At 34.5% G+C, this 19,612-nt stretch carries 15 protein-coding genes; 11 read left to right on the top strand and 4 right to left on the bottom strand.

Translation table 11 applies throughout. The features are described from left to right. Positions 1-8 precede the first annotated feature (8 nt). Positions 9-1,022: a glutaminase A gene (glsA, locus tag EG359_RS07520; protein ID WP_076352256.1), complete on the bottom strand. Its 1,014-nt coding sequence runs from the start codon at positions 1,020-1,022 to the stop codon at positions 9-11. Between the two features lie 94 nt (positions 1,023-1,116). Continuing rightward, the gene (locus EG359_RS07515; protein WP_164463051.1) at positions 1,117-2,469 is read right to left on the bottom strand and encodes a hypothetical protein; all 1,353 of its coding nucleotides are present in this window, start codon (positions 2,467-2,469) and stop codon (positions 1,117-1,119) included. Between the two features lie 506 nt (positions 2,470-2,975). Here EG359_RS07515 and EG359_RS22410 point away from each other — a divergent pair. From EG359_RS22410 to EG359_RS07490, 6 genes are all read left to right on the top strand, one after another. Beyond that, complete coding sequence (locus tag EG359_RS22410; protein ID WP_162926079.1) at positions 2,976-3,149, top strand: hypothetical protein; 174 nt, start codon at positions 2,976-2,978, stop codon at positions 3,147-3,149. A 60-nt stretch (positions 3,150-3,209) separates the two neighbouring features. Continuing rightward, the gene (locus EG359_RS07510; protein WP_076352254.1) at positions 3,210-4,382 is read left to right on the top strand and encodes a hypothetical protein; all 1,173 of its coding nucleotides are present in this window, start codon (positions 3,210-3,212) and stop codon (positions 4,380-4,382) included. After that, positions 4,379-5,197 (top strand): tetratricopeptide repeat protein, encoded by an 819-nt coding sequence (locus EG359_RS07505; RefSeq protein ID WP_076352253.1) that lies wholly within the window; start codon positions 4,379-4,381, stop codon positions 5,195-5,197. Before EG359_RS07510 ends, EG359_RS07505 begins: the two co-directional genes overlap by 4 nt. Positions 5,198-5,695: 498 nt before the next feature. Continuing rightward, the gene (locus EG359_RS07500; protein WP_076352252.1) at positions 5,696-10,597 is read left to right on the top strand and encodes a PKD domain-containing protein; all 4,902 of its coding nucleotides are present in this window, start codon (positions 5,696-5,698) and stop codon (positions 10,595-10,597) included. Positions 10,598-10,671: 74 nt separating this feature from the next. Beyond that, positions 10,672-11,910 (top strand): hypothetical protein, encoded by a 1,239-nt coding sequence (locus EG359_RS07495; protein WP_123867302.1) that lies wholly within the window; start codon positions 10,672-10,674, stop codon positions 11,908-11,910. Between the two features lie 6 nt (positions 11,911-11,916). Then, positions 11,917-12,534: a T9SS type A sorting domain-containing protein gene (locus EG359_RS07490; RefSeq protein ID WP_076352250.1), complete on the top strand. Its 618-nt coding sequence runs from the start codon at positions 11,917-11,919 to the stop codon at positions 12,532-12,534. Positions 12,535-12,672: 138 nt separating this feature from the next. On the opposite strand, the gene EG359_RS07485 is transcribed toward EG359_RS07490, so the two are convergent. Further along, positions 12,673-13,479, bottom strand: a complete 807-nt coding sequence (locus tag EG359_RS07485; RefSeq protein ID WP_084180316.1) for a phospholipase D-like domain-containing protein — start codon at positions 13,477-13,479, stop codon at positions 12,673-12,675. Between the two features lie 371 nt (positions 13,480-13,850). Here EG359_RS07485 and EG359_RS07480 point away from each other — a divergent pair, with 371 nt between their 5' ends. Beyond that, a complete protein-coding gene (locus EG359_RS07480; RefSeq protein ID WP_076352249.1) occupies positions 13,851-14,549 on the top strand; it encodes a DUF1826 domain-containing protein in 699 nt (232 codons plus the stop codon). A 19-nt stretch (positions 14,550-14,568) separates the two neighbouring features. Here the strand turns inward: EG359_RS07480 and EG359_RS07475 are convergent, their stop codons facing one another. Beyond that, on the bottom strand, positions 14,569-15,051 hold the full coding sequence (locus EG359_RS07475; RefSeq protein ID WP_076352248.1) for a nuclear transport factor 2 family protein: 483 nt from the start codon (positions 15,049-15,051) through the stop codon (positions 14,569-14,571). Positions 15,052-15,808: 757 nt separating this feature from the next. Between EG359_RS07475 and EG359_RS07470 the strand changes: the two genes are divergently transcribed. The 4 genes from EG359_RS07470 to EG359_RS07455 all read left to right on the top strand — a co-directional run bounded on the left by EG359_RS07470 (position 15,809) and on the right by EG359_RS07455 (position 19,609). Further along, entirely contained in the window at positions 15,809-16,549 is a 741-nt protein-coding gene (locus EG359_RS07470) for a helix-turn-helix domain-containing protein (RefSeq protein WP_228434933.1), read from the top strand. 151 nt (positions 16,550-16,700) lie between these two features. Then, positions 16,701-18,164 (top strand): serine hydrolase domain-containing protein, encoded by a 1,464-nt coding sequence (locus tag EG359_RS07465; protein WP_076352246.1) that lies wholly within the window; start codon positions 16,701-16,703, stop codon positions 18,162-18,164. A gap of 262 nt (positions 18,165-18,426) precedes the next feature. After that, entirely contained in the window at positions 18,427-18,885 is a 459-nt protein-coding gene (locus EG359_RS07460; protein WP_076352245.1) for a hypothetical protein, read from the top strand. 25 nt (positions 18,886-18,910) lie between these two features. After that, positions 18,911-19,609 carry a 6TM ABC transporter family protein gene (locus EG359_RS07455; protein WP_076352244.1) on the top strand — a complete coding sequence of 233 codons (699 nt, stop codon included), beginning with the start codon at positions 18,911-18,913 and terminating at the stop codon, positions 19,607-19,609. Positions 19,610-19,612 lie beyond the last annotated feature (3 nt).

Below are 19,612 nucleotides of genomic sequence, written 5' to 3'. Positions count from 1 at the left end.
TGATAAAATTAAAAAATACTCAGATTATACTGTTTCACAAGATCTAAAATCATGTGATATCCCGCTAGTGAATTTCCATGTTGATCTAAGGCCGGGCTGAATACCCCAATACCCATTTTCCCGGGAACACTTACTGTAATTCCTCCGCCAACTCCAGATTTGCTTGGTAGACCTACTGTTCTTGAATATTCTCCACTGAATTCATACATCCCTGCAGTCAGCATTTGTGATTCTATCAGTTTGGCAATTTCTGCATTTTTATAGGTGGAGTTTCCATCATAACGTACACATTGATTGGCAAAGAAATAGCCAATTTTAGCCAGATCCTCTGCTGTTAGTTCAATGGAACATTGCTTAAAATAATTATCCAGCTGGTCTTCATTTCCAGAGATGAGTCCATTATTTTTCATCAGATAGAACATTCCGCGGTTACGATGTCCTGTTGATTTTTCGGACTCATAAACGGATTTACTGTAATCAATGGTCGAGTTCTTGGTAATATATCGAACCATATCCAGAATTTTAAGGAAAGGTTTTTCTCCGTCTCCGGATATCAGGGAAGTCGTAAGGATAGCTCCCGCGTTCATCATCGGGTTAAGTGGCTTTCCCGTTGTTTCAAGGTTTGAAAAGTGATTAAAAGGTCTGTCAGATCCAAAATAGCCCATTTTGTCGAAAACATTGGCTTCACCTTTTTCATTTACGGCAACCATTAATGCAATGATCTTGGAGATACTCTGCATGGTGAATTTCTTTTGAACATCACCAGAATTAAAGACCTTACCGTTTTTATCTACTACGGAAAAAGCAATGGCTTTAGCATCCATCTTTCCCAACTCAGGAATATAGTCGGCAACTTTACCTTGTGCATAATATGTTCTGTTTTTTTCCAGAATACTGCTTAAGGTTTTTTCTGAAATTGTTGAAATATCTGCCGTTTTCTGTGCATACATTACTGTGTTTAGAGATAAAACCCCTGCAATAAGGATTCCTTTTGCAGAAAATAAAAAGCTATTTTTTTTCATGTAGAATATTTTCGAATAAAAGTTTAATGATAAGCCTCGAAAAACAAAGATAAGATATTTCATTTTTTGTTGGTCATTCTTCTTACCTTGAAGTTTATTTCACTAATTCAAAATCCTTGTAGAACAATATACCGTGTTGGTCTAGCATATGGGTTTTGTCATTTTCTATTTTACCATCTACGGTATTGATATAATAAAGAGTGTGTTTTTTATTGATAATGGCATTTTTGTCTTCTTGAGCAAGTTTTTTAACGATCTTTATTGTGCAGTTCTTTTCAAAATTACTCATCAGTAAAATCTGCTCAGAAAGATTTCCTACATGAAAGATCCTTGGTGTATCTTGGGAAAGTATTTCTATTTTTTTGATCAAGTTCTTGCAATATTCTAATTCCTGATCTTCATAACCCTCATTTACGAATATAATTCCTTTAATATCAACTTTTTTTGTATTGATATGAATTAAAAAGGGAGAGATAAGTAATCCGTATAATACAATCTTTATGAGCTTCTGATCGAGTATTTTTTGTAAAAGAATAAGTACAAAAGGTATTGAGGGGGTTAAATATCCTGCTTCTAATGGGTATTTTATAAAGAAAATCAGATTGGATAGTATTATTATGATACAGAATAGCATAAAGTGATCCTTGTGCAGGTCTGTCTTTTGAAAGCCACCCTTTAAAAGCTGTATGATCAAGGCCAAGAAGATTGCCGATATTCCCAAAGCTCCATATACATGCAGTGTTCCTAAACTTAGTAAAGTAGGGTAGGAAACTTCCGAAGCTCCGGAACTTTGCAAAAAATGAATTCCATATTTCAGAATAACAGGTAAAAAGAAAATGAATGTGAAAAGTAGAGTAAGCATTGAAAACCGAATGACTTTCTTAATGTCTTTTCCTGTAAAATAGTACGTGAGAAAGAAAAAAGCAGGTAGAAAAATGATGTTGTTAAATCTAGTACTTACAATCAAACCGAAAAATATTGAGGCCACCCAGAGTTTTTTGTTCAGAATAGAGTAAACAGAGGCGAGTAAAAAAAACAATGACCAATTGTATTCCATTGCCACCGTGCTATTAATATAGATAATTGGTGTAAAGGAGAGTACAAGAGATATGAGAAAGGAAAGCTTTATTTTAAAGAATTCCAGGATTCTGAAAAAACAGAGGCAGCAGCCAACGGTAAAGAAGACAGAAAGTAAATTGATGCACCAATAAGGACAGTTATATATTAATGAAAAGATAAACTCTGAAAACGGATATCCGGGAAATCGTGAAACATTGTAAATATGTTCTTCGCTCCATATTTTTCCGGTATAGACTTCTCTCCAGGCATCTAAGTCAGAACCTAGGCTATTGAAAATAAAAGGCAATCGCGAAAGTACTACCACTAAAGTTATTATAATTTCCTTAAAATATTTAGGCATTGTACCCGTGCTTGGTTTTTTACGCAAAATAAGTTCTTTTTATTATATAAAGTAAATAATTCTGAATTTATCTCCAGATACTGAAAGCAGTTTTACATTTTAACCTGAGAGAAAAGCATATCGTTGCACAAAAATTATTATCACAATTTTAAATTTTCTTATTTCTTTTCAGGATATAATGAGTTTTTTATTTTTAATATCCCTATGTTTTTCATTGTATTATGGAATTAAACATAAACCTAAAATCTATTTTCGTGTCTTTAGTACAATTCTTATCTTATTTTACTCACGGTATTTTGATAAATATGGGATTTATATTTAATTTTTCATGATTAATCTCTTTTAATTAAATTTTATTTTTGTTTTGTAATGTGCTGTTTTCCATTATTTTAACTGTTTTGTTTTATATGGATTTATAAATTCATACATACTCTTGTTTGATAAAAGTACTTACTCATCTATATTTGAAACAACAATTTTGTTAGCGGAAACCGAAAAGCTTATAGAGTAGGAATTTTTTAAAAACAATTACAATGAAAAAATTAACACTAGACGACTTTAAGAAAAGAGCAGAGTCTATGGATGGAAAAAAAGTTTTATCAACTATTAAAGGAGGGCTTGCAGGACCAGATGACTGCCATGGTTGTCCGACATTGGAAGATAAAATTCGTGCAGTAATTAATGATGAATTAAAAGGACAAAACTAAATAACAAGGACTGTGAAAACAGTCCTTTGTTTTACATAAACAGTAAAATAATAAATAAAGATGATAGCATTAATAGAAAGATTAGCATCAGAAGGAAATCAAAAAATGCTTGAAGCAATAAAGTTTTTGCTTTATAATGACAATGGAGACATTTTTGAAATTATTGATTTTGAGAATGATTCAATCTATAAAGAGCCATTTTTATTTACTTATTTTAATGTTGAAGAATTTACCAATCTGGATTCAGTACTGTTTCCTTATTGTGATACGCAGGATTTGAAACTAAAAACGGATGCTTATGGTAGGTTTTATATTCCACAAAAAGGATGGTTTACCACCAACTGCATTTCTGAAGAGATAACAATCCGTAAACCTCATTACGAAGTTTTCCTAAACGGTGACAAAATTGAAAGTGTTTATGAGGGTGTTGAATATCTGGATGGTACTAAAATTGAGCTTCTGAAATATCCATTACCTTTTCTGGAACCTCTTTTCACGGATGCAGATTCTCAGGTAGTGTCTGTTGAAATTAGTACGGTAACACAGCAGCAGAGAAGAAACCTTGCGAAAGCCTATCAATTTATTAAAAAATATAATCCAGAATGCTTTGAACTGCTTGAAAGATTTGCTTTTAAGTGTGTGGTTTTCAATACTGATTTTATGAATAAGAATTCCTTTTCTCATAAGTACGCTCACGGGCTTACTTTCTATAACTCTTATCAGGAAGATTATGATGAAATATTCTTTATTGATGATATTTCCCATCAGTCTGCCCACGTTATTTTAACCAATATACTTTTTGAGAATGATAATTTCTTTAAAATTGATAAGGAAACATCACTACAGGAATTATTAATAGGTAAGAATATTGATGTTGTAGAAACCAGAACGCTGGAGGTAGTAGTACATGCATTGTTTACTTATTATTTTATATTTGATAATCTAGATAAGCTGTATTCAAATGTAAAGTTAAATCCCAGACAGGAGCATGAGGTGCTAGGCAGGATTTCCATATACATTCTTAAGTGTCAGAATGACTTATTGTTACTGGAACATTTATTTGGGAAAGATGAAAATATATTTTATGAATACGGAATGCTTATTTTTACAGAGATGAAAAATAAATTGCTGGAAATGAAGAATAAGTATAAAGAATTTTATCAATCCTATGATTTCAAGGATCATCCCTATAACTTTACGTATAAGAAATTTGCTGAAAAAAACCCGATATGAGAATCCTCTTTTTGCTTTCTTTCTTTCCGATAATTATGTTTTCACAAAGTAGTACCATGACAAAGGATTTGAATGATGCACAAAAGAAAGTCTTCCTGAATCTGATCAGGGAAGATTCCAGGGTTTCTATTTTTTCTGTTCAGCACCAGCAATATCTGGATTCTATTCTTGTTATTTTGCCTAAGGAAGCTTTTTTCTGGCAGCAAAAAGCAATGCCTTTATTCAAGCAAAAAAAGTATGAACTGGGGATGATGTATCTTAACAAAGCTGTGGAGTTGGATAAAACCAATCATTACAAAGAGTATCGTGCATTTATAAAGTGTTTGTTTCAGAAAGATTATACGAGTGCCTTAAATGAATTTAAGGAATTGTCTAAGGAAAATGAGAATGGTGTTGTGATGGATCATCCCTATGGATTTTGGATGGGACTCTGCTACCTGCAACTGAATCAGTTTGATTTGTCCAGGCAGTTTATGGAAAAAGCGGTCTCTTTTGGAAGAAAGTATAATGTGGTAAATCCGTATGAAATGTTTTATTCAGGAGTCATAGAATATGAGACAGGAAACTATTCAAAGGCAATAGAATACTTTGATATTTCATTGAAGCACTATAAGGGTTTTGCTGATGCAAAATATTATAAAGCTTTATCTTTATCCAAACAAAACAAAGGAGAAGAAGCCAAGGCTTTATTTTTGGAATCAAAGGAAGGTTTTGAAAAAGGAATCTCATTCAATGAAGGCAATTCTTTGTATGAAACCTTTCCATATCAGGTTTCAAGGTTTACTTATGCTTATTCAGAGAAATTTTTCAAGTAAATTATTAGTAATAATAGATTTCCAGGATTATATTCTTAATTTTAAAATAGAACACCTTTTTTTGAATTTTAACTTCCCTTACGATCTAATCTTATTCTTAAACAGGTTTTTCAATTCTCTTTTTTACCATGCCGGGTAGATTATCATTGCAATAGTTCTATTTCATAATTGAAGTGAATTTTTTCACTTTTTTTATTAAAATTTTATAACATTTTTCTTTTAATGGTTTCAATTTAACATTTTTATGCGTCTTTTTGGTTAAATTTTTCCTACAAAATACACCTAAAAACAAAAAAAATACATTGATTTTATTCGGAAATGAAAAATAAATTGATCATTACAGATAACTATAAAGTGCGTGAAATAACATATAAACATGAATATTGGTATATTGTTGATGTTTAGTGTGTAAAACCTATATCTTTTTCACTATTAAATGATTTTTGTGTTATTTTTTTTATTAATTTCCAAACGAAAATTAATACATTTTTAATAACCATGAAAAACACCATTTATTTTGGTAGGCAGCACATCTTTAGATGGCTACTACTGTGTTGGCTTTTAGTACCGTGGGGACTACAGGCACAAACGTTAACCCACCTTACATGGGATTCCCAAGTTGGATGCCAAGAATTCCGAGGAGAAAAAGGAGAAGACGATAATGCAATTGGTTCTCCAAGCATTAAACCCGGCGATTGTGTCCGTGTTTGTGAAGGAAGTACTGTAAAATATACAGTGAACGGAACCAATATTTCCAATGTGCAATGGACTGCTTCCGGAGGAACGGTGGCAGGTACATCCGGAGCAGGAAATATCGAGGGCTATATTACCTGGGGAAGTGTAGGAGGAGGTTCTGTACAGGCAGTCATTACATTTGGCAACGGAACTACTGAAACTCAGACAGTGTGTATCGAAAAAATGAATTCACCAATTGCTGAGTTCAGATTAATGAATCTGGAAAAGACTGCATGTAAAAATACCTTAATCTATTTTGATAATCTTTCCCAACAGAATGGAGGGGCGGATATTATCAATTATTTCTGGGATTTTGGGGATAATACAACTTCTACAGCCTTTGAACCGTCTCACTCCTATAACACAGCTGGAGTAAAGCACATAAAACTGACGGTAACCAATAAGTGTGGCTGCTCTAACACTTTCGAAAGAGATGTCGAGATCCTGGAAGCTCCACCTGTTCAGATCAACTGTGCTTCCGTAGTATGTGAGGGTAGCGTTGAAAAATATAGCGTACAGGATGGATGTGAGAAAGGAGAATGGGACGTAAGTGGAGGAACACTTATAAACCAGCATGGTAATGAAATTGAAGTAAGATGGGATCAGGTAGATCCTAAGGAAGGCTTTGGATATGTAATGTACAAATCTGCTTGCTCTTGTCCGGAGTGGACTACCATTAAAATTCCAGTAATTTTAAAGAAGGTAGAAATTCAGGGAGAGCCTGTAGTGTGTGCTGATACTCAGTACAAGTATGCAATCCCTCAATGGCCAACTACTAAGGTTGATTGGAATGTAACAGGGCCTGGAAATGCTCAATTGACATACAACCAACAAAGAAATGAGGTTCTTTTCAAAGCATCACAGCCGGGTGTTTATACACTTAGTGCTAAATATTCTAATACTTTATTACTATGTGGTGGTGAAGGAATGAAAACGATCACCGTAGAAGAACCTGTAGTGATAAGTGGAGGAACAGATGAAATCTGTAGAGGAACAATGCAGACATTTACAGTGACACCTAATGTACCTGTTGTTTGGACAGTAACTTTAAATGGGGTGGCATTGTCTGTACCACAACCTGGCGGAACAGCACCTTTTACCTATGACTTCCCAAATGTAGGCTCGTATGTAGTTACTGCAGTTAGACAAGGAGGAGGTTGTGTAAGTAAGCCAAGACTGATTAAGGCGACATCAATTCCAAAACCACCTACAGGACCTATCGTTGGAGATGATCTTGTATGTTCCGGAAGACCATATGTTTATACGCTAGGGTTTGTGCCGGCAGGACTGATTCCTGTATGGGAAGTTACCAATGGTACTATTCAGGGAAGTAATACCGGATACTCTGTAACGGTTATATTTAATGCCGGAGCTTCATCTTATACGGTATCTGTTCGTTATAAAACAGAAAGCCCAGCGGGTTGTCTTTCTAATCCAATATCAAAGAAAGTAAAATTAATAGATCTTGATTCTATTACTATTAACCCGAATCCAGGACCTTTCTGCCCGAGTAGTACACAAAATTTCAGTGCAAACCTGAACGGTATTGTTCCTGATTTCATGGAATGGAGCTTTGGGCATCCTAACTTCGGAAGTTTTGCAGCAGGACAAGGTAGCAGTAATCTTACTGTAAACCTGAACGAAATTTCTGGCGGAGTAAATACGACTTCTCTGAATTTGAAAATAGTAAAATGTGGAGTTACAAAAATACTAAGCATTCCGATCACAAAACTAACCCTTCCTGTGGTAAGCTTTACGAATGTTGGGAAAATTTGTTTAGGTTCTGATCTTACTTTCACGGTTAATCAGGGAACAATTACTTCAGCAACTGGTGTAACTTTCACTTTTGCTAATGGAACTACACATCCAGCAAATTTCAATGCATCTGGAGTTTATACTTTCCCAAATAATGGGTATATTCAGAATAATTCAGGAAGCAATGTTTCTCAAACGGTTACCGTAACCTATACAGGAACTAACGGATGTGTTTATAAACCTACCGGAATAGCGATCTTTGAAATACTTCCGGAAACAATTATCACCATTTCACCGGTGTATAATATTGCCGTTTGTGATCCAACTTTCTTTTCTTATCAATTAACGGCCAACAGTTCTACGGGACTTACTAATATTGTTGAATGGCAGTGGCAGCATGACGGTGTAAATATACCGTTAGCTAACACCAATTCATACACGATCTCTGGTGGTCCTATATTCGGAACATACAGGGTAAGAGCTAAGGACATTAATGGTTGTATTGTTTATTCACAAAATGTGAATGTAATACAGTCTTGTGGAACAGGAACGGGTTGTACAGCTCCCCCTAAAATTAAGTTTATTCCGAAATGGTCAGGATGTAATACAATTACTGTAAGCGGATTTAGTACTAATATTCCGCCGGATGAAATTCAATGGGTTTCAGACAGTGTGCTTACTTTGATTTCCGGGCAAGGAACAACCACACCTGTATTTCAGACTAATCTTGCGGGAGCGCACATTGTTTCTGTACGTCTTAGATATGGTTCTTGCTGGTACAGTGCAAGTTTAGAAATTCAAAAGAACTACGAGCCTAAATTTAATATTAGTCAGACTTGTAACGGAAATGGATATAATCTTACTCTGTACAATACATCTACAATATTTAACATAGATCCGAATAGTATTTCGTACTCATTCAGTTTAGCAGGGCAACCAATTCAGTATGGGCAGACAGCTACCTATACTAATCTGGCGCCAGGTACTTATACCTTTACCATGACAATGTCTGTACCGGGGCAGCCACAATTGCCAGCGTGTACAACAACTCAGACTATTACACTGAAGCCAACTCCGAACGTAAACTTTTTAGTTCCGGCGTGGGCATGTGCAGGAGAGGTAAATACATTTACTGCTCCATCATATGATCCGGCGAATACTTATACATGGTATTTTGATAATACTGCGTATGTAGCTTCAGGGGCAACTAGTAATATTACATTTAATTCTGCCGGTCCAAAAACCATAAGACTGGAAATTAAAACGCCTCAAGGCTGTATTTATAGTTCTCCAAACAGATCAATTACTATAGTTAAAGCAAACTTCGGAGGTTCTATTACCCCAAGTAATTTTGTTGGTTGTGTAGGAAGTGCTCCGACAATTGTTCACAATCCATTATTTGGCTTTCCAAATAGTTATATCTGGATGAATGGTTCTCAGCCTGTGCCGGGAGCACCAAATTCAATGTCTTTCACTCCAACTCAGTCAGGGAGCTACTGGCCGGTATTGGTATCATCAGAAGGTTGTAAAGACTATAGTATGAGTGATATTCCGGCAATAGTAACGTTGAAAAGTGCTCCATATGTTAACATATCTGGGAAATCAGCGATCTGTGCAGGAAGTTCAGTAACGCTGAATGGTATTGTAGCAGATAATACATTGCAATATCAATGGAGTACAGGTTCTACAATATTAGTACCTTGGACTTCAAACCCTTATCCTATTACCTATACTACACCAGGATTGTCAGCAGGTACTTATACCTATACCCTGGAAGTACGTCCAGCAGGATCAACGGGTTGTACATCATCTAAAAGCTTTACTGTAACAGTTAGCAATCCACCGGCATGGCCTACTGTAACATATACTAAGCAAAACTGTCAGCCATATGAAATCAAGTTAACAGCATCAGGACCATCTGTAGGAGACTACAACTGGAGTAATGGAATGACAGGACAGTCTATAACTGTAAATGAGGGAGGAGTATATGAAGTAATCTATACAGCGCCAAGTGGTTGTAAGGTATCTGGTCAGGTAATTGTACCATTAAGTATTGAAAGCTTAATGTGGATATTCCCTACGGGTTGTTATGATGAGTGTAGAAGTAAAGATCGTTATATCCTAGGTCCAAAAGGTGTTTTTGATTCTCATCAATGGCAACTTTTCGGAAATCCTATCCAGAGTGGAACTAATGATGTTATTCATCCGTTGTATTTTGATGCATCAGGAACTTATAATCTGCAAATAGGACATATCGGATGTTTGTTTACTTCAGGACCAATGAACTATTTCCCAGGTAAAGAATGTGGAATAGAAATAGATTGCAGACTGAGCGCTGAAATTGTATCATTCAAATGGGATGAAGATCATTATAATGTTCACGGAAGCATATTCAATGGAGGTAGCCAGCCGGTTACTCTTACGGTTTCCAGTCTTAATGGATATGGAATGTATCTGCCATCTATGATTACAATTCCGGCAGGAGGTACTTATGACTTGAATGCTAACCCATTGGCTTTCTATCCAAATGCTAACTTCCCTGGAGGAAGTGATGATATTCTGTTCATGGGTCAAGAAGATTGTAAATTTGTTGCTCAGGTTCCTGTTATAGGTAAATCTGCACCAACAAGAACTGAAAGAGTAGTAGGTGTTACTTCGGCTTCATCTTTAAAAATGATGCCAAATCCTGCAAAGGAAAAAGTGAAAATCTCGTATAATACTGGCAATGAAAAAATGCTGGCAAAACAGATTACAGTTTTTGACGCTATGGGCAATGTCAAATTCCGTAAGGAACTGAAAGCATCCTCCGGTGAGGTAGATGTAGACGTTTCTAGCTGGTTGCAGAGTACTTATATTGTTATTGTACAAACGGGAGATACCTCATTACAAGGCAAATTAATTAAAAATTAATACCTTATTAAACAGGCAGTGTTCTCTTCGGAGAGCACTGCTTTTTATTATATGTAATAACTAAATGAAATTATATGATACAATCTAAAAGTAAACTATGGATCTTATTTTTAATGCTTCCTGTATTATCTTTTAGCCAGAATTACCAATGGCAATGGGCAAAACAAGCGGGAGGGCAAACCGGTTCAAATTCTGCATTTTTTGATTATCTGTATGATGAATCCATACGGGATATAGCTGTAGATAACAATAATAACACCTATTATTTAGCAAGTACATGGGCACAAGGACAAAATTTAAATGGTGTACCCGTTACCAGCTATGGACTCCGTGATCTTCTTCTTTTTTCTACTGATTGTCAGGGGAATATAAGGTGGTCAAGAACCATAGGCGGTAGCGGATACAATGAATTTGCCTGGAACATAGAAGTGGATAATAATGGTGGATTATATATTATGGGTTATTTTATAAATCAATCGAATGTGGGTGATCCAAATGCTGTTCCTATACATTTCGATGATACTCATACCATGCCTCTTATTACTGCCACTGATCAAAATACCGTGGAAGCTGGAAATAAAACTAGTCATCTGCTGAAGTTTAATACATCTGATGGCAAGCTGGCATGGAGCAAGCCTTTACAGGGAGATGTTACCATAGCTTTGCGCCAGACTGTTACACAGATGATGTATATGGATTCTTCCAAAAATATTCATGCTATTCTGGGCTTTAAAGCGGGGACTCATCTAAACGGATTAATTACTGTACCAGCCTCCTATACTTCATCCTATCAATATTATCTGGTTAAATTCAATTATGATAATGGAAATATGACACCGGCAACCCCATTATTGTTGCCCATAACAGGAGATTTAAGTGTAGGTATTGCAGATGGAAAAGTAAATCTGATGTATGATGAAGGGCTGAACCGTTATTATTTGGCGGGAAAACGAATGTATGGAGACTATACCAATGTCATGGCAAATCTCTCGTATAACAATATTCCGTTTACAAAAGATGCTTACTTATTGGCCTTTAACGGAGCTACAGGAACGGAGCTATGGAGAAAGGAGTTTGATACAGGAATTACCATTTTAGACGATGAAATTCATTCCATTATAAAAGATACAAGCTCCTCAGATATCTATATTTCGGGACGTTATTTTGCGGGTACCACTGCAGCCACTTTCGGAGAGTATACACTGCCCCTACCCAACTACCAGGAACAGGTGCCTTTCATTATGAGGCTTACTGCGGATGGTGTTGTAAAATGGGCTAAAATCCCGGATGGGATAACAAGCTTTACTGGTTAGCGTTTTATGAAAGGAATGATTGCCCTTAACGGAAATGAAGTGGCATTTGCTAAGGGTAGCTGGAATGATGTTTGGGGCACTTATTCTATGACGCGTCCTAATACAGACCTTTCAGATCCTTTATTGGTTCGTCTTAACAAAGATACCGGAGCATTTATAGGAGCGGAGGAGATTCGCAGTAACTTTGGGGTCCAGGATGAATTTACAGCCATTGCAGTAGATAAGGATGGTAATTATTTATTAGGGGGCTTTTTCCATAATGAGCTGTTTACAGAGGCTAATGATGGTATAAACACTATGGCAGTTAATGTAACAGGAGGTAAATCCCAGTCTTTTTTTGCAAAATATGCCAAGTCTGCTTGCAGTCTTTCAGTAGTAGAGACTTCATCTTCTCAGGCAGGAATAGAGGTTTATCCAAATCCTGTGCAGGATGTTCTTTATATTAAAAGCAAGGAGCCTTTGGTTTCCTATGAAATTTATGGCGCTACAGGGCAATCTGTAAAGCAGGGAACCTTAAGTATGGCTCAGGAACAATTAGTATTATCCTCTCTTTCAACAGGAGTTTACTATATCAAACTTAAAACAAAGTCTGCAACAATAACAGAGAAAATAATGAAAAAGTAATCTCTCTTAGTTCAAAATACACGATTAAAAAAACAGCAGTCTTCAAGAAAACTGCTGTTTTTTATAGATATAAAATAATACATTAATACATTAATACATTAATACATTAATACATTAATACATTAATACATTAATACATTAATACATTTCCTCACTGTAGATTTTCTTTCCAAGATAAAAAAGTTCATGCTTTTTGAGGTTAATGTTATCTTCAAAAATGTCGTGAACAAAATTAACCAATTCATTCACTTTTTCTCTTTGGGTAATTCTGATACGGGATTCAAAATTAGTGGTAAAACCACTTTTGGTGTAGTTTAGTGATCCGAGGTAAGCAATTTTTCGGTCTATCACATAAATTTTTGAATGAACGAATTTGTTATCGTATCGGCTATTTCGTACATACTTGAAATTCAAAGTTTCAGAATAATGATAGGTGTAGATCTCTGTTTTTTCAACGGCTGCTTTCATTTCCCAGCATTTATAAAATCCATAAAAAGACCCAAGAGAAACAAGTATAGCCAGAAAATTATTAGAATCTTTCAGGTCATCTACCACATGCATCCCGAAATAAATGAGTGAAAAAATCCCCAGACAAAATAATGCAATAGAGGAGAAGAAAAGCATGTTTTTCTGACTCTCTCTTTTCTCTTTTTTCTTTATATCAGTTACTTTATGCTGATGAATCAGCTTTCGGAGAATATCCTTGTATTGTTCTGGTCGCAGATCACTAAACGCCAATCTTACATTTACATTTCTGTTTTTTAAGGAGATGAGGTCATCCAGTTTTGTTTCATCTATATAGGGGGAAATAATTAAAACTTCCTCCTTTGCATTCAATATATCATTGTTTAATTGAGTTCCTGCATTTTGCCCCACAAAAACTTCAATCGCTTCACTGGGCTCAGTATCAATTCTAAAATAAAATCTTTTGTTTTCTTTAAACACGTTTGTATTCCTTAAGTTTTATCCTGATTACAGGGGGCAAATATACATTTTTCTTAAAACAACTTACCGGATCTTGTTTTTTTAAGATTGTTTTTCTGTTACCAAACTTACAAGTATTTTCAATGTATATTTTATGGGTTTCCGTAAAGCGAACTTGTTTTTAAGAGAACTGTTAATACTTATTGTTTCGAGGACTGCTCAAACCCGAGGCCTTATAAAAGATACAAATACAGCAATAAAAAAGGATAATAATATCTATACGGATTTGGCTAACTCATGTTATGAATGAAAAACAAATTTAATCTTAGCCTTATCTTCTTGCCTATTTCTTATTTTTGCAGAGAATAAGTTTCTAAACTGTTATTCTAAATATGGACAATACATTTGCTGACAATAATCAAATTGAAATGGTTTCCAGTTTCTCAGAACTGGTAAATACTGATTTTCATGGGAATAACAATGCGCTTTGTTGGTATAGAAGTTTACATGGAGATTTTGAAGAAATTGTGTCTAAACTTCAATTAAAAGAAAATGTTACAGAAATTTCCATTGAAGACCTTTTAGAACTAGAGCTAACGGAAAGTGGAAGTGCTGCACGGGAAGTTATTTTAAATGATTTGCAGGCATTAACCGATTTTGGAGCATTACCCTCTCTTAATTTGCTTAAAAGCTATGAAAGAGATGAAGAGTTTGATTTCATTTCAACAGATGTGTATTCCTATCATGTGGATCGTTCACCGGTAAGTACTGATACTTTTTTATGTACTTACTATGGTGCAGCAAGTGATATCTTGCCTAATGATCAAGCAATGCAAAAGATTTTGATTCCGGAAATTCGGGAAAAACTGAAAGAGTTACACAACGGTACAGAAGAGGAATTTGAAGCGTTTTTGAAAGAATATTATTTTGATCTTCATTACTCTCCTAAACCAAATGCAAAGCCTGTTAATTTGGGTTTAGGACATCTTTGGAGATTAACTGTAGATCATCCGGATCAGGAGGTTTTGCCTTGTATACATCGCGCACCCGTTGAAAATGACGGCGAATACCGATTACTGTTGATTTGTTAGAATGCTTAATGAATATTCTTTAATGTCCATAACTGACTACTCTTGAAATTTTCCAGCCCTCATCGGTAAGTTTCCATATGTGAACGAATTTGAAAGTCCCACAATGGGTTAAAATTCCGTTTTCTAAACGACAAAACTGATGCAATCCTGATTGGATAGCCCCATAATCTTTAATAGGATATACTTCCACGCTGCCTGGTACAAGCGCTCTTCTGGTGTACGAATAATTTTTAGCCACTCTCCGAAAATTATCAACAGTCTCTTCATATCCTGCCAAACCGCCAACATCATGAAAGAATTCAAGGTCTTTGGTAAAAAAGGTTTTAAGTTGATCAATGTCTCCTTTATTAGCCGCGTTGAAAAGTATGCTGTCTTTCTCCATAATTGTATGATACAGTTCTTTAGAGACGGGAGTGTAAGATTTTGTTTGGGAAAAAACTGTAGACCACAATAAACAGCATAGTATTATGGATAAAAACCTTGTTAATGTAATTTTTTTCATGGTTTCAATAGTAGGGATGAGATCAGTTTATTGAGTAAATCTAAGTATTAAATTTCTACTGATCTAAAGTTTTCCGACAAATTAATATGCCTAATGAAAATTCAGAAATTAATCATAACTCAAAGTAAAATAGAGTGGTAGGTTGATGATGGAACTTAATGAATATTTTACGAAAGTGACTTGGGTGATCTTTTTCCCTGCACGACACAAGTACACCTTGTTTTGCATAATAAAAAACTCTGAAAATGTCAATCTAATTTTTATATTTGCATCTGTCGGATTTTAAATCTAAAGAGATTGTAAAGATTATAATAAAAGGTCTGAAAAAAAACTAATAATAAACAAAGAATAGTAAGAAATGGATAAAATTAATTTATTAATTATTGTGAATATAATCTCTTTATTCATTTCACTGTTTCTTGCATTTTTCCTGATTACCCTTAAGACAAAGTACAAAACAAGTAATTGTTTGTTTGCTGTTTTTTTACTGTTAAATGCAATAGATATTAGTGAGCCTTTGTTTAACATGATGACTGATGGCCCATCAAACCTGGGCATGTTTAGGAGCTCTTTCGCTTTTCTGCAAATTCCTGTCTTTTATCTCTACATAATATCAGTCTGCTACTCTGATTTTAAGTTAAAGCCGAAATATCTCCTTCATCTGCTTCCTTTTTTAATTGCTAATTTAGTTTTGTTGCCCCGTTTTTATACTGTAGATGCAGTATCGAAAATGAGTTTTATTCAGAATCGTCAAAATATGATAGAGTTCCAGTTCATTCATATTTTAATACATCTTCAGATCGTTATATACATCATTGCTGTTTTTAGAGTGCTAAGAAAATCAAAGAAACTCTATCTTGAAAATTATGCAGGGAAAAGTATCAGCTCCTATAATTGGCTATTCCAGTTTACCATTGTATTGACCATTTTATATACGGTAGCTCTTTTAAAAAATATCTTTAAATTTTCTGATTATCCACAGATTTCTGAATGGATCAAAATTGGACTTTGGGTATCTTCTCTCTTTATTTTCTGTTGGTATCTATTCAAGGCATTAAATAATCCGGGTCTTTTTAGAAATATTGATTCCAAATTAAAGCTTGTTTCTGAACTTGTTTCCGAAGAAAAAAAGAATGAACAATCACCAGAACATGAAAGAGAATATAATGAAGAACTCTTGAATTTGAAAAAATATATGGTTGAGAGAAAACCTTATCTTAACTCTTCACTGACCATTCAGGATGTTTCTAATGAGACCGGAATTCCTGTTCGGGACCTGTCTCTTTTAATCAATCATCAATTAGGACAGCATTTTTATGATTTTGTTAATACCTATCGGATCGAGAGTGCTATGAATATTTTAAAAGACAATACAAAAAGTAAGGTAACCATCCTTGAAATTCTGTACGAAGTTGGCTTTAATTCAAAATCTTCTTTTAATACTGCTTTTAAAAAACATACCGGCAATACGCCGACTTTTTATCGTAAAAGCGTGTAGTTCAATAATTTGTGATTACTCGTACCTTTTTTTGAAAGATTCGCACCTATTTTTTTGAACAAATGTGATCGATTAATTTTATTCGGTCGCATAGCTTTAATGTCTTCCACATTTTTGTATCGAAATAAATTTTTAACCAAAATTCGATACAATGAAAAGCACCTTTTACTTACTAATCCTTATGGTACTGGTTTCAAGTTGTCAGACAAGTAAAAAAGTTTTCGCAGAAAAAAGAGATTATAGCTTTCTTACAGATAGTTTAAAAGTTGAAGAACAATTAGAAAAGTATAAGCTTCCGGGATTTAGCCTTGTTGTTTTTGAAAATTACAAGATTATTTACTCCAGCCAGGTAGGAGTGAAATCAATGAATTCTAAAGAAAAATTAGATGTAAATACTGCTTTTTCTACCGCATCAATTACAAAGCCCATAACCGCACTTCTTTGTCATATACTTGAAGAAAAAGGCTTGATTAATCTGGACGAGCCAATTGATAAATATTTAAAAAGATGGCATTTACCCAAAAGTAAATTTACAGAAAGCAATAGTCCAACCTGGAAACAGTTTTTTAATCATACTTCGGGTACCAACCAAGGTGGATTTTCAGACTATTATGAGGGAGATGTAATTCCGACGATAAAACAAAGTCTTTTAGGGCAGATACCAAGATACGATAAGGAAATTGAGTTCCTGTTTACGCCGGGAACCAACTTTGAATACAGCGGTGGTGGATATGTAATTGTTCAAATGGCATTAGAAGATACTTTGAATAAATCTATTGCAGAACTGGCACAAGAACATCTTTTTTTGCCTCTTGGCTTGACGAATACCACCATGATACAGCCTAATGAAAAAGGATTTCCAACAAATGTTGCTTCTGTTCACGATAAAGATGGAAAAGTGATAAAAACAGGCTTGCCTATTACACCACAGATTGGAGCATCAGGAGTATGGTCTACCCCTACAGATTTAGCCAAGCTTTCTATTGAGATACAAAATGCTTTACGCAATAAAAATAACAAAGTAATCTCTCATCAGGTCGCCAAAAAAGTAACGGAAGTCACAGCTTTGAAAAATGCCGTTGGAGGTTGGGGATATGGATGGCAAAAGTCTGTCGCCTACAACAACTATGATTGGTTTACGTGCAATGGTTCTAATACTGGAGTGGGGGGAAGTATTTTTGCTACTATGGAAGATGGAAATGGCTTTGTAATTCTTGCGAATGGTGAAAAGCCTAATCGTATTCCTGTGATGAACGAAGCGCGCATAAAGCTTTTGACATTAATGAACTGGAATAAAAAAATATCCAATGAAGATATTCAGGAGCTTCCTTTGAGTTTAAAAAAGCAACTTATCGGAACATATAACGATTTTCTTTATGGGCAGGGAGCTGAAACGAAAATAATAGAAAAGAATAACCGTCTCTATGTTGAATCTCTATTCTTGGGATATTTTAAAGGAAAAAATGAGAACGAATTACAGTATCTGAAAAATGGGACTTTTAAAATTGTAGATTATCCGAACGTATTAAAATTTGATTTCAGTAATGGAAAAGTAAATTCTGTCATCTTAACAAGAGATTCTATGAAGACGGAGGTTCAAATTACTAAAAAATAAATATAAATGTCTCATGAAAAAACTACTGACTTCCAGATCAGGAGGTGAAGGCTGAAGATGCTTTAAGAGTCGCCCATAGTAAACTATTGAAAAATATACTGGTAACAGGCACAAGAACAGAATTAAGTCCATCTGAAATAGCATAGCTTATCCATAAGTTAAAACCATAAATTAATAATAGCTCAATCTCAGGCATATAAGCATTGTAACATCCAACAATGTTGTCTGATTGTACATAGGAGCCACAATCAAATATCGAAAAATGATAAAACAAATTCTCTTATTATCTTTTGTTTCAATGTTTACAATAAATTTTGTATCAGCAAAAGCAAAAATTCCGTTTGGTAAAATTGACAAAATAGAAATTATAGCAGATTTACCCGACACGGAGAAGTATGCTGTGAGTAAAGACTCAAAAGAATACCTGGATTTAGCAAGAATGCACCAGGAATATAATATTGCCTGGATAATTCCAGCTTGGATAACGCAGGAACCCAAATTGGTTTTGGCAAAAAAAGACAGTGATGAATATTTCGAATTAACTAATGAACAGCTTGATCAGATAGTGAGCGAAAATAAATTAAATAAAGAAAATCTTTTGAAGCTTGGGCTTTACACACAATATGGAGGGAAACTCATCATACTATTGATTATCGGACTCATCGTTTATGGAATTTTTTCTAAAGACAAGCCTAAAAAAATAAATCCAACAAACATTTAAACAAAAAAACTTAAACCAATAAAGAATGAACACACTATTTTTAATTCCAGTTGTATTAATAATTGCAGGTATTGCTTTCATGATCATCATGAATAAAAAACACAAAACCGCAAAATCAGAAATTAACTTAGATTCTGAAAGAAATAAATACAACCAATACAAACAAGAGCTTTTAGCACAGGATTTTTCAAAATTAACACAATGGATGAGAGGTAAACCCATTGATGCTTTTACTTCTGCATCTGTTCCTCAGTCAACAACCAATAAAGTACAGGAGCTTGTAACTGACGGAATAAAAAATATCGCTTTATCTACAATTGGTATAAAGCTTAAACGAATTGAAACAGATTGTTTTTGGGCCTTAAGTGGAAATGATTTGCATTTTTTTAGTACCGATACAGTGGGTGAATTAGATGAACATATTGTATTTGATAATTTTAGAATTGAAACTGCCAGGCTTCAATATGGAGGCATTCTGAAATCGCAATTAGGTGTTTATGCAAAGTCATCAGAAGAATATTTGCCAAAAACACATATCATCACTTTTGATATTGATGGAAGTTCTTTATCTCTTGAAATTCATGACAGACTTAATTATACGGTAAATCCGGAGGATATGCTCAATCTAAAAAAACAATTAGAAACAAGAGCAAAATATCAGGTAGTTGGCGAAAAGTTTGTGAAAATTTTACAGGACAAATTCTCTAATCTAAAAATGACTTAATAT

The sequence above is a fragment of the Chryseobacterium joostei genome, assembly GCF_003815775.1.
Lineage (GTDB): Bacteria > Bacteroidota > Bacteroidia > Flavobacteriales > Weeksellaceae > Chryseobacterium > Chryseobacterium joostei.
This window is presented reverse-complemented; position numbering and strand designations above follow the sequence as displayed.

Coding starts and splice junctions, on each gene's coding strand:
- EG359_RS07500 (WP_076352252.1), top strand. CDS start 5,696: ATGAAAAACACCATTTATTTTGGTAGGCAGCACATCTTTAGATGGCTA.
- EG359_RS07490 (WP_076352250.1), top strand. CDS start 11,917: ATGAAAGGAATGATTGCCCTTAACGGAAATGAAGTGGCATTTGCTAAG.
- EG359_RS07495 (WP_123867302.1), top strand. CDS start 10,672: ATGATACAATCTAAAAGTAAACTATGGATCTTATTTTTAATGCTTCCT.
- EG359_RS07480 (WP_076352249.1), top strand. CDS start 13,851: ATGGACAATACATTTGCTGACAATAATCAAATTGAAATGGTTTCCAGT.
- glsA (WP_076352256.1), bottom strand. CDS start 1,022: ATGAAAAAAAATAGCTTTTTATTTTCTGCAAAAGGAATCCTTATTGCA.
- EG359_RS07465 (WP_076352246.1), top strand. CDS start 16,701: ATGAAAAGCACCTTTTACTTACTAATCCTTATGGTACTGGTTTCAAGT.
- EG359_RS07455 (WP_076352244.1), top strand. CDS start 18,911: ATGAACACACTATTTTTAATTCCAGTTGTATTAATAATTGCAGGTATT.
- EG359_RS07470 (WP_228434933.1), top strand. CDS start 15,809: ATGATAGAGTTCCAGTTCATTCATATTTTAATACATCTTCAGATCGTT.
- EG359_RS07475 (WP_076352248.1), bottom strand. CDS start 15,051: ATGAAAAAAATTACATTAACAAGGTTTTTATCCATAATACTATGCTGT.
- EG359_RS07510 (WP_076352254.1), top strand. CDS start 3,210: ATGATAGCATTAATAGAAAGATTAGCATCAGAAGGAAATCAAAAAATG.
- EG359_RS07505 (WP_076352253.1), top strand. CDS start 4,379: ATGAGAATCCTCTTTTTGCTTTCTTTCTTTCCGATAATTATGTTTTCA.
- EG359_RS22410 (WP_162926079.1), top strand. CDS start 2,976: ATGAAAAAATTAACACTAGACGACTTTAAGAAAAGAGCAGAGTCTATG.
- EG359_RS07460 (WP_076352245.1), top strand. CDS start 18,427: ATGATAAAACAAATTCTCTTATTATCTTTTGTTTCAATGTTTACAATA.